Here is an 11,816-nt window from a genome sequence, read left to right on the forward strand (position 1 = left end):
CTAGTTTTTATATCGATGAAAATTATCCTGTATATCATAAGAAAGGAATTCAAGCAAATCTCTAGAAATAAAGGAATGCTGCCCATCATTTTTATTTTACCAGTCCTACAATTGGTCATTCTGTCAAATGCAGCTACCTACGAAATAAAAAACATAACTTTTGGTTATGTGGATGCCGATAACAGCAGCACCTCCCGAGGATTAATCGAACGATTTGAGGCTTCAACGTATTTTAACGTATCAGAAAAATTTTCTTCTCAAAAAGATGCCTATACCGCAATGCAAGATGGCAGTGTGGATGTGTATCTCAGCATTCCAACAAATTTTGAAAGTGATTTACAGGAAAACCAGCACAACGAAATAGGTGTATTTATTGATGCCATTGACGGTTCGGCAGCAGGAGTCATTAATGTGTATGCAACCCAAATTATACGAAACTATAATAATCATATTGCAACAGACTTGATACAGGTTTCAGATTCCGTTCAGCAACCCAGTAGTATAGACAGTACTCCGTTGTTTTGGTATAACGAAACCCTCAACTACAAAACTTTTATGGTGCCAGGTATTTTGGTGCTACTCGTTACTATGATTACGCTGTTTTTATCAGGAATGAACATTGTAAGGGAAAAAGAAATAGGCACGTTGGAACAAATTAATGTAACGCCCATAAAAAAATATCAATTTATCATTGGCAAACTCTTTCCGTTTTGGGTGTTGGGCATGGGACTCTTGACCGTTGGGTTAATGCTCGCCAAAGTTATTTTTAACGTGCCCATACTCGGGAACCTACTGCTTCTTTATGGCTATACTTCGGTGTATATACTGGTGATTTTAGGAATGGGTTTGTTTATTTCAAACTTTACCGATACCCAACAGCAAGCCATGTTTATTGCTTGGTTCTTTATTGTGATATTTATTTTGATGAGTGGTTTGTTTACACCCATAGAAAGTATGCCCAAATGGGCGCAGATACTGACAGAATTCAATCCCATTAAATATTTTGTAGAGATTATACGAATGGTAATGCTCAAAGGTTCCGGCTTTACCGATATTTTTCCATTAGCCATAAAAACATTGGCTTATGCCATTGTAATGAATGGTTTGGCCGTTTGGAGTTATAAAAAAACCACCTAAAGATGAGTCGTCCTTAAAAACATAAGAAAAAATTGGTTACCAATATATCTCAAATTAAAAGTAAACCGTACCACTTCGTTGATATTTTGTATATAGCAGGATTTTGACTTTAGCAGCAAGCTGCCCTTTTTTCATAAATCCTAAAGAACTCGTTCAGAAAGATGCTCCAGTTACTATTGGACATGTTTAACACTTTATGGTGATTTCTTCCGTTGGCATATACACGCACTGATAATAATTAGGGTCATCACAACGTCGAAGTTCGCCAAGGAAAGTTTCTTCTTTGTGTATTGTTGGATATTCACTTTTTAGAATACGATGAATAAATTCAATTTCTAATTCCGAATTCAAAACAGTTTTTGGGATTTTTTGTTGTTAGGGAAAAAGAAGTGAAAGTCCAATTATCGATAAGCCGACTAAGGAACGGACTATCCCGAGAGCTTGTCCATAATTTCGTCCTGGTATTCATCAATTTTGGATTTCCTAAGCCCTGCTAAGTATGCCTGTGTGGTACTGATGCATTTGTGCCCCAACATTTGGGAAATGGCCGTTAGCGGAATTCCCATGTCATTGGCACTCGAAGCAAATGAGTGGCGTGCGGCGTAACTTGTTATATTTTCTTCTATTCCTGCAAGTTCAGCAAGCTTTTTCAAATTATCGTTAAACCTTTTTCTTGCCCAAACTATTTGATTGTAGCTTTCAATCGGATTTTCACTTTTGACAACATCCAATAGATACTCAGTTTTTTTCTTTCCCTCAGTAAAATATGATAACAACGGATTAAGTTGGTCATGTATTTTAATATTGTAAGGTTCATCTGTTTTTTTACGGGAGTATTTGATGCGACCGTCAACAATATTAGACAACTTTAAATGAGCCATATCGACATAGGACATGCCGTTGAGCAGGAAGCTCATCATAAAAATATTCCTGTCCCTAAAAATAGCCGTGCCTTCTTCAAGATCAAGCGAAGCAATTTTGCGAATGGCATCGAAGGGCAAGGCGCGTTTTTCGGGTTTTCCGCTACGTATAACGTAATCGTCAAAGGCGTATCCTTCCTTGTCCGCAACCCCCCGCCTTTATAGCTTTCCGGTTAATGGCCCGGATGGTTCTTAAATATACACTTAGACCACCCAGTTTATTGCCCTTGGCCAAATGGTGCTTTTCAAATCGGCTTAAGAATTCGAGATTCAGTTCATCAAATGTGAAATCCTTGTTATTCCTGAAATTCTTGACGGCTTTAAGTGCATGTTTGTAAGCCCTTGCATTTCCAATGCGGTTTGCTTTGATTAGATCTGCTATCTGCTTTTGGGCAAACTGGTAAAAAGTAACTTTTTTTGTAGTATGGGTAATATGGCTCCTTACCTCGGATACACTCATATATTTCAATTTGTCCCCCTCCTCCAATTTTGTAAGGATATTTACCATACGAGCCATTTTCTTTTGCAAAAGGTTATTCAAACGGGAAGGCGACTCCGTGCCTTTGAAGGATGGCCTGATTTTTTGCCTTTTATCGTCCCATTCGGAAACTGCTAATTTGTGTCCTGTACCTATACTTGTGGATTTTCGATTATGGGTCAATCGAAAAATTAATGGGAAGATTTTGATATCTTTCCTTCGTTTATCCAATGAGAGCTTTATGTATGTAGCCATATCAAATGTTAAAGTCTGCGTGCAAATTTGCACGCAGTTTGCACGCAAAAAGTGGTTTTTTATGGTCTTAAATGTACTTAAAGATACAATTAATCTCTGAAAACCCCCGTATTTATTGATTTTTTAATTCATATGAATTTAAATAAAATCTGCCTGTCACGCAGGGGGTCGCGGGTTCGAGTCCCGTCCAGACCGCAAAAGCCTCAACGCAAGTTGGGGCTTTTTTGGTTTTTGTTAAATATCCTTTTCTCGCCTAAATATTCCATTTCATTGTAATGACCGTGTTCAACAATTAAATTCTAAACAAGAATCCTAAATTTGCAGGAATAAGTCAGTCCGTTCAAGATTGGGAAATACAACCGGAAAATAGACTAAAATTGACAGCCGAACCACATTCAAAGAAGCCAAAATTAGTTTATCTCGAAACAAAAAGTGACTTTCAACCTCCAGAAAGTTTCGAATACCCCCATTTCTATAGACCGACCCCGTTAGCGCAAGAGGCGGCACGCGACCTTCAAAAGAGATTAAAGATGGAATTGCCTGAGCTAGAGAGCCTACCGAAAGGTCGAATGCTTGGTGTTTTGGTAGTTAAAACAAAAGAGGGAGCATTAGGATATCTTTCAGCCTATTCCGGGGAGTTGCAAGCCGAATTGGAAATTATGCCTTTTGTACCTCCGGTTTATCAACTGCCAAAAGGGGAGAATTTTCCTGAAATGGTACAAATAAATTCCATAAGTACAGAGGTGCGTACCTTGGAGGAAAGTGAAGGGTACATTAGCACTAAAATTGAACTTCAACAAATTCTCAAAGAAACAGAGGTAAATATTCTCGAGGCTAAAAAAAAGGCCAAAATAGCTAAGGAAAAACGGGATGAATTAAGAAAAAAAGCTGATGGTCTCCCGGAAAACGAGCGTAAATATCAACTTGACGAGCTAAACCGGCAAGGAGCACATGATGGAATGGACCTAAGGAGGTACATCCGGTCTGAAAACCTTCGGCGAGAAAAAGCGAAAGAGGTTGTTCGTGAGATTGAAAATCGTATTGATGGGTTAAAGGTTCTTAGAAGGGAAAAATCCGGCAAGTTACAGGAAGCTATTTTTGAATCTTTTGTTTTCATGAATAATTTAGGGGAACGAAAAAATGCCCTGGAAGTATTCAATGATTTTGGAGTTGAGGTGCCGCCGGCAGGAGCGGGGGAGTGCGCTGCACCAAAATTGTTTCAATATGCATTTCAACATTTAATGACCCCTATTGCCCTAGCGGAGTTTTGGTGGGGGCCTTCACCCAATTCTGAAATTAGGGAGCATGGTAAATTCTATCCTGCCTGTAAAGGAAAATGTCAACCCATCTTGGCTCACATGCTAAAAGGCATACAGGTAAAACCAAATCCTTTGTTAGAGAATTTTGGGGAAGATAAAGATTTGGAGATATTGTTTGAAGATGAGCACTTGGTAATTGTGAATAAGCCTTCGGGAATGTTGTCAGTCTCGGGCAGATATATCAAAGACTCGGTCCAGACTCGTGTGCAACAACTTTATCCAAAAGCTACTGGGCCAATGATTGTTCACAGATTAGATCAGGACACTTCCGGGATTATGATTGTGGCGCTCAATAAAGCTTCACATAAACGGTTGCAGCAGCAATTTTTAGAGCGAAGTATTCAAAAGACCTATATGGCAATTCTCGAAAAGCCAATTCATAAATCCTCGGGAGTAATTGAGCTTCCTCTTATTTTGGATATTAACAATCGCCCCATGCAAATGGTCAGTTATAAGCACGGAAAACCGGCTTTAACCCATTATGAGGTAGTTGAAGAAGCTGCTTTGCGCACTCTTATTAAATTAAGGCCAGTTACGGGCCGTTCCCATCAATTACGGGTGCATTGTGCCCATAAGTTAGGGCTTCATGCTCCTATCGTTGGCGATAATTTGTATGGTACTCCTGAAAAGCGACTTTGTTTACATGCGCAACAGATAAAGTTCTCACATCCTGTTACGGGGGAAACTATACATATTAAAACGGATCTGCCTTTTTCCCTTTGAGAAAGAACGGACTGCAATAAAATTAATAATCAGTTATTCATTCAATAATCCTTGAATGTAGAGAATCTTAGTTTTTGGTAGGTCCAATAAAATAGTAAAGCAATATTTTTATTTTAAGTGTAAAATAAACACATTATATTTGGTTCCTTACTATAATCAGTTTATTAAGCGCTATTACTTCCTTCTGCCAAGCCAACTATGTGGAACTTTAACCAAGTCTATTCTTTGGTCATTTTTACTAGTGTTTCTTTTTAACGGTTGCAACTCTTCTTCAAATGAAGCGTATACCAACTATCTATTCACATATTTTGTGGGTAATGGAGAGGGAGAAGAAGCAGTGCATTATGCTATTAGTCCAGATGGTTATCATTATTATGCTCTAAATAATAACAGGCCTATCTTGGATAGTAAAAAAATTAGTGTGACCGGTGGTGTTAGGGATCCCCATATTTTACGAGGGGAGGATGGTACTTATTATATGGTTTTGACGAATTTGCTTTCTAAAAATGGGTGGACCAATACCGCCATGATTTTATTGACTTCAAAAGATTTGATTTCATGGACATCTACCGTAATTGATATACCTGAAGCGTACCCGGAAAAATTTGGGAATGTAAACAGGGTTTGGGCTCCCCAGACCATATATGACAAGGAGAAAGACAAGTATATGGTTTACTTTTCATTGTTGGAACCGGGGAGTTATGACAAAATATATTATGCCTATGCCAATGCAGATTTTAATGGCTTGGAAGCTGCCCCCGAGCAGCTTTTCTACAGTCCAAATGAAAAGGCCAATATTGATGGTGATATCATTTATAATAATGGAAAATATCATCTCTTTTATAAAACGGAGGTACCACGGATAAAGGTATAAAAGTGGCCATTTCAGACAGTTTGACCGGTGGGTATAAGGCGTTGGAGGGTAATGTTGATCAAACAGATCAGGCCGTTGAAGGGTCAGGGGTTTTCAAGTTAATTGATGGTAATGAGTATATTCTAATGTATGATATGTACATGAGCGGTACCTATCAATTTACCAAAAGTACCGATCTTAAGAATTTTGAGGTGGTAGATGAAGATGTATATATGAATTTTCATCCACGTCATGGAACGGTTCTTCCTATTACTCAAGAGGAAACAGAACGTTTATTGCAAAGTTTTCCGTCCACAGATTTACCGTCCATATTGTCGGTCCGGTCTCCAAAGGCCAAGCCTATCAATATGGAAATCAATAAAAAGGACAAAGAAATTTATATTCCTGTGGAAGAGGGTACCGACATTTCTAATTTTGACCCTCAATTTAAAATGTTTCCGGGTACGAAAATGCTACCTGCTGCAGCTCAAGATTTTAGTGAAGCTCCAGTTTCTTATGTGTTACATACCCTAAACGGAAAAGAAGAAAAATATAAGGTAACTGTCCAAGAAGCGAATAATCCGGTTTTAAAAGGTTACTACGCAGATCCGGAAATTATTTACTCAGAAAAAAACAAAAAATATTATATGTACCCTACAAGTGACGGTTTTACTGGTTGGTCCGGTACCTACTTCAAAACGTTTAGCTCAGAGGATTTAGTCCACTGGGAAGATGAAGGAACTATCTTGGATTTAAAAAAGGACGTTTCTTGGGCCGATAGAAATGCTTGGGCCCCTACCATGGTAGAGGCAAAAATAGACGGAAACTATACATATTTTTATTACTTTACTGCAGCCCAGAAAATAGGGGTGGCATACAGCAATGAACCTACAGGGCCCTTTAAGGATTCTGGCGCGGCCTTAATAGATTTTAAGCCTGACGGGGTTACCGGAGGTCAAGAAATTGACCCGGATGTTTTTATCGACCCCCAGACTGGTACGCCTTATCTTTATTGGGGAAATGGTTATCTGGCCGTGGCCGAATTGAATCCTGATATGCTTTCCATCAAAAAAGAAACCGTAAAGGTCTTAACTCCAGATGATACCTTTAGGGAGGGAGCAGAAATTACCTACAGAAATGGCACCTATTATTTTCTCTGGTCACAGGATGATACCAGAAGTCCTGATTATAGGGTTCGGTATGCAAAGGCAAAATCACCCTTAGGACCATTGGAAATACCCGAAGATAATTTAGTAATTAAACGGGATGATAACCTAGGTATCTATGGTACGGGACATAATTCCATAATTCAAGTTCCGGGTAATGATGAATGGTATTTGGTATATCATAGGTTTAATAGGCCCAAGGGTATTACCATGGGAGACGCTGCAGGCTATAACAGGGAAGTTTGTATAGATAAGTTGACTTTTGATTCCAATGGGAATATAAATGAAACCCAACCCACCCTTGAGGGTATAGACCCGCTTAGGTAAAAAGTCTTTAAAGACCAAATGGTGGTCTAATATGACCCGTACGGGTAAAAAGTATCCGCTTCCCAATTTTTTTGGGTGTTGTATTTTACTGGTTTTCAGTAAGGTATGAGGTGTATCTCTCTGTTTAAATTCAAGGCACGGCCCTTGCATTCCTTTCTACAGTACTTCAAGACAAAGATTTAGAAAGGTCTTATGAATATTACCCAAGAGGCATTAAAAGAGAGAATTAAGGAGCTTACCTGTTTATATGAGGTTTCCTCTTTTATAGTAAATGCTTCGCAAGAGAATTTAGATGAGGTGTTAAGAGCCATTGCTTTTAGTGTAAAACGAGGCTTTCATCACCCAAATGAAACTCAGGTCGCTATAAATGTTTCCGGAATGAAAATTGTTACCGGTAAAAGTACCGGGGACTGTAGTTTAAGATCTAATATTCAAGTTTTTAATAAGAAGGAGGGGCATATAAAGGTAACTGTTCAAAACTTTGAATTAGGTTTTCTTAATGAGGAACAGGCCTTGCTAGATAGTGTAGCCCTAAAATTGGGCAACCTTCTTGAAAAATTGCAAATACAGGAAAATGAACGTTCCCTTAGGAGGCAAATGGAACGGGCAGGTAGGTTGGCTATTTTAGGGGAAATTACTGCAGGAATAGCGCATGAATTAAATACTCCTTTGGCCAATATTTTAGGGTACGCAGAACTTTTAAAGTCAGATTTGGAAGACTGTAGTATGGGTACCCAAGACGTTGATAGAATTATCCAAAGCTCCATTTTTACACGTGAAGTAGTAAAAAAACTAATGTTCTTTGCCTGCGAAATGCCTCAGGAAATGAAAGAGATGGATATTGTTCCTCACATTAAAGGGGCAATGGACCTCTTGGACAATTCCTTTAAAAAAGAGGAAGTCAAGTATAAGTTGGTAATAGCTAAGGAGAAAATTTGTTTAAAAGTAGATATTATACAGCTTACCCAAATCATTTTTAACCTGATGATCAATGCGCTCTATTTTTCGCCAAAAGGAGGCTTGGTCCTATTGGAAGTCTTGGATGAGAACAACGGGGTAACGATAAGAGTAGCTGATGAAGGACCGGGGTTAACGGAGAAAGCATTGGACAAAGTTTTTGAACCCTTTTTTACGACAAAACCTATTGGTGAAGGTTCAGGGTTGGGGCTTAGCGTGGTTCATGGTATTGTCGCTAGCCATAAAGGAACTATTGAGGCCGGTAACGGAAAGAAAAGAGGAGCGATTTTCACGGTAAAAATACCTAGGTAATGGAATTACGAAAAGAGAATGTACTTATAGTTGATGATGATATTGGCATATTAGAATTGTTGCAAAGGCATTTGCTGTCATGGAACCTCCATTGTTACAAGGCTATTTCCGTTAAGGAAGCGGTGGCTATTCTGCGTGATGCAAAAATTGATCTACTAATTACAGATTTGAAAATGCCACATGTTGATGGTTTTGAACTGATCAAATTTGTATCTGAACATTATCCTCAAATACCAAAATTGGTCATTACGGGGTATCCCTCTGTTCAGGGTTCCCTCCAATCCATTAAATCCGGGGTGGCAGACTATCTAACCAAACCTTTTACCAAACAGGAGTTAGCGCAGGCTATAGAAAAATCAATTGGTGGTTTGGAAGCAAACGTTCAACAAAATAAAAAGGTAGCCTTACCAAAGATTAAAAATCAACCTAAACCCTATAAGGAAATTGTTGGAAAATCCGATGCGATAAAAAAGGTTTTTCAGCTTATGGATCGTGTTAAGGATAATAAGGCAACGGTTTTAATTAATGGGGAAAGTGGAACAGGAAAAGAACTGGTGGCTCAAGGAATACATTTTGGGGGAAAGTTTTCTAGGGCCCCGTTCATTCCTGTCAATTGTGGGGCCATAGCAGAAAATTTATTGGAATCAGAACTTTTTGGTTATGTCAAAGGAGCCTACACAGGAGCGGATTCTACTAGAGATGGTTATTTTCAGGCAGCCAATGGAGGTACGCTCTTTTTAGATGAAATAGGGAGTGCTTCCTTGGCAGTACAGACCAGATTGTTACGCGTTTTACAGGAAAGGGAAGTTGTTAAAGTAGGCTCTAGAAAACCAGAAAAGATTGAGGTTCGGGTCATAGCTGCCACCAATGAAAAACTCACCAAGTTAATTGAAGCAAAAAGATTTAGGGAGGACCTGTACTACAGGTTGACCGTTGTGGAAATTGAAATGCCACCTTTAAGAAAAAGGATAGGGGATATACCCCTTTTAGTGGAGCGTTTTTTATTTAAATATGGATTGGAATACCGTAACGGTTATGTGAAAATAGATGATGAAGCTCTGGGAGTGCTTAAAAGATACAGCTGGCCGGGAAACGTACGGGAACTGGAAAACGTGGTGCAAAGAGCGGTAATTATGGGCAATGGTAGCTTGGGACTCGAGCATTTGCCGGACACTATTAAGTATCAAATAGATTTTCCTGATGATGATTTAATGCCCTTAAAGGAAGTGGAAAGGCGATACATTCAAAAAGTGCTGAACCGTATGGAAAATAACAAGACCAAGGCAGCTGAAATTTTGGGTATCACTAGAAAAACCCTGAGAAAGAAGTTGGTAAATTAATTTCTAAAGAGGTAATCTTTTCTGTTTTAGTGGTTACCATTATTTAAATGAGATACAAAATACCCAACTGGGTTATTAGGTTCCACTCTCAATATTTTCTTTTTATTCATAAAGTATTTGCAAGATTCTGGTAGTTAGATGTTTACGGTTGGTTTAGGTGAGTGCTTGTATTACTGGCATAGCTATTGTCTTTTAGTAGGCACCATCATTTTCAAAGAGTTAAAAATAATCTTTTTGGAGCCATAACAATACGGAATATGAAATACGAAAGACTGATTATAGAGAAGAAAGAATATGTTTTGCTTAAACGTCTTTTGAATGTTTCTGGACATACCGGAGATGAAAGCATAAAAACTTCCATTATTAAATTAAGTGCTGAGTTAACAGATGCCAAAATTGTTGACAACCATGAGATACCTACAGATGTAGTTAGGTTTAATAGTAATGTTACTATCTCCTCTTCTGAGGGGTGGGAGCGAACCATTCAATTGGTAATGCCCTCTGAAAGAAATTTTAAAGAGGGAAAAATATCGGTTCTTACCCCTATGGGAGCGGCCCTATTTGGTTATGCTTCAGGAGATGAGGTAGAATGGCAATTTCCGTCTGGATTTAAAAAAATAAAAATTAGGCAGGTAGAGCAAGAGCCGTTTTATAAAAGCATGGATGTGCCCATATAATTTTAAAGGTATGAAAAATGAATATTTGGAAATATATCATCATGATAGCGATAGAACAGTGACCCACAAGTTAAATTCTTTAGAATTACGAGGCTGGATAACTACTTTAAAATATGTGCAAAAAGAAATAGGAAGTCTAGTGGACATCTGTTCAAATGAAATAAGAAGTAAGCTAAAGGATAGTGACCTTTTTGTAAAGTTTGACAAGAAAAAGGAGGAGAACGCAAGAATTTTGGAAATACTTACCCGTTACTCTCATTCAAGGTCATCTATAATGGAGTGCGATGAAATGGAATGTGATATGGCTTACATTAAAGAACATGAAATGTATAGAAAAAGTTATCACTACCATTTAGATAAATATAGAATGCTAAAGGAAGAGTTTTTTGCAAAAATGAGGAAGAAGCTGGTGAGCTAACCGATTGTAACTAGCGGTATGGATCAAGTCAATTATTAACTAACATAAAAAGTGAACTTATGAGTAAGAAGATTTTAGTACCCGTTCATCATTTAAAGGAATCTGTAAAGGCGTTGGAATACCTTTCAAACCTTTTTGCCAGGCAGGAGTGTACGTTCTACTTGCTTCACACCTATAGTTATAAAATGACCGGCCTGGATTCGTTACAACTATTACATGAAGATGAAGCATTCTTCGCGAAACCCAAAGAGGCCTCCGAAAAACTTATTTTAAGTATTAAAGCAAAGTTTGTAAGTGCCCACCTGAATAATAGGCACACTTTTAAGGAGGTGTCTGAATGTTCCAATTTGGTGTCTTCTATTAACAGGAACGTTTCAAAATTTCAAATAGATATTGTTGCGGTTTCTATGCAAGCTATTCAAAAAGGGCTATATAGCTTTTATAATTCCAAAACAACAAATATTCTGGAAAAAGTTCGTAGTTGCCCTGTAATGGTGTTGCCATCTACGGTAGTGCCCTCCAATAGGAGTAAGATAGTATTTGCCTCTAATTTTATAGAACCTATGGGGCAGGGGGAGTTGGCGCAACTGATCAATATTTTTGGGAATACCAATATAGATTTTAAAATTGTTCAAGTAGGAGATGAAAGTTTTCTGTCTGATGCGCAAATAGAGAATAGGGGTACTTTTCGGGTAAGTCTTTCCGGTATTTCAAAATCTCCTGTAAAGGAAGCATTTGTAAATTCTCTTGATAGCCTTAAAGGTTATGGTCATGAACATACCAAAAGTATTATATGTCTTTTAGACGGTAAGCCTTCATTTTTACGAAGATTAGGCTTTGCCAAATCTCCTATCACAACCTTGGGTCCCATCAGCAAAATTCCATTGATAGCATTGCATGTATGAGACATAATAAGAAAAAGGATTTTACATTT

General features: G+C 38.2%; 11 protein-coding genes. 9 read left to right on the forward strand and 2 right to left on the reverse strand.

Features of this window, described 5'->3' with window-relative positions; all coding sequences use genetic code 11:
- Positions 1–15: 15 nt before the first annotated feature.
- Positions 16–1,137 (forward strand): ABC transporter permease, encoded by a 1,122-nt coding sequence (locus IL355_RS04305; protein WP_192460940.1) that lies wholly within the window; start codon positions 16–18, stop codon positions 1,135–1,137.
- A 428-nt stretch (positions 1,138–1,565) separates the two neighbouring features.
- Here IL355_RS04305 and IL355_RS04310 read toward each other — a convergent pair whose 3' ends face one another.
- Entirely contained in the window at positions 1,566–2,138 is a 573-nt protein-coding gene (locus IL355_RS04310) for a tyrosine-type recombinase/integrase (protein ID WP_192460941.1), read from the reverse strand.
- A gap of 40 nt (positions 2,139–2,178) precedes the next feature.
- Positions 2,179–2,790, reverse strand: a complete 612-nt coding sequence (locus IL355_RS04315; protein WP_192460942.1) for a phage integrase SAM-like domain and Arm DNA-binding domain-containing protein — start codon at positions 2,788–2,790, stop codon at positions 2,179–2,181.
- Positions 2,791–3,167: 377 nt separating this feature from the next.
- Between IL355_RS04315 and IL355_RS04320 the strand changes: the two genes are divergently transcribed.
- The 8 genes from IL355_RS04320 to IL355_RS04350 all read left to right on the forward strand — a co-directional run bounded on the left by IL355_RS04320 (position 3,168) and on the right by IL355_RS04350 (position 11,787).
- On the forward strand, positions 3,168–4,832 hold the full coding sequence (locus tag IL355_RS04320; protein ID WP_192460943.1) for an RluA family pseudouridine synthase: 1,665 nt from the start codon (positions 3,168–3,170) through the stop codon (positions 4,830–4,832).
- 241 nt (positions 4,833–5,073) lie between these two features.
- Positions 5,074–5,706: a family 43 glycosylhydrolase gene (locus IL355_RS19360; RefSeq protein WP_317175469.1), complete on the forward strand. Its 633-nt coding sequence runs from the start codon at positions 5,074–5,076 to the stop codon at positions 5,704–5,706.
- 2 nt (positions 5,707–5,708) lie between these two features.
- Complete coding sequence (locus IL355_RS04325) at positions 5,709–7,178, forward strand: family 43 glycosylhydrolase (protein WP_317175470.1); 1,470 nt, start codon at positions 5,709–5,711, stop codon at positions 7,176–7,178.
- Between the two features lie 192 nt (positions 7,179–7,370).
- Positions 7,371–8,447, forward strand: a complete 1,077-nt coding sequence (locus IL355_RS04330; RefSeq protein ID WP_192460944.1) for a sensor histidine kinase — start codon at positions 7,371–7,373, stop codon at positions 8,445–8,447.
- Entirely contained in the window at positions 8,447–9,787 is a 1,341-nt protein-coding gene (locus tag IL355_RS04335; RefSeq protein ID WP_192460945.1) for a sigma-54-dependent transcriptional regulator, read from the forward strand. The genes IL355_RS04330 and IL355_RS04335 overlap by 1 nt, the downstream gene beginning before the upstream one ends.
- A 257-nt stretch (positions 9,788–10,044) precedes the next feature.
- Entirely contained in the window at positions 10,045–10,464 is a 420-nt protein-coding gene (locus tag IL355_RS04340) for a GreA/GreB family elongation factor (RefSeq protein WP_192460946.1), read from the forward strand.
- 10 nt (positions 10,465–10,474) lie between these two features.
- A complete protein-coding gene (locus IL355_RS04345; RefSeq protein WP_192460947.1) occupies positions 10,475–10,882 on the forward strand; it encodes a hypothetical protein in 408 nt (135 codons plus the stop codon).
- A gap of 59 nt (positions 10,883–10,941) precedes the next feature.
- Entirely contained in the window at positions 10,942–11,787 is an 846-nt protein-coding gene (locus tag IL355_RS04350; protein WP_192460948.1) for a universal stress protein, read from the forward strand.
- The last annotated feature ends 29 nt before the right edge of the window (positions 11,788–11,816 follow it).

Origin of the sequence: Euzebyella saccharophila, from assembly GCF_014855495.1 — a bacterium.
Lineage (GTDB): Bacteria > Bacteroidota > Bacteroidia > Flavobacteriales > Flavobacteriaceae > Euzebyella > Euzebyella saccharophila.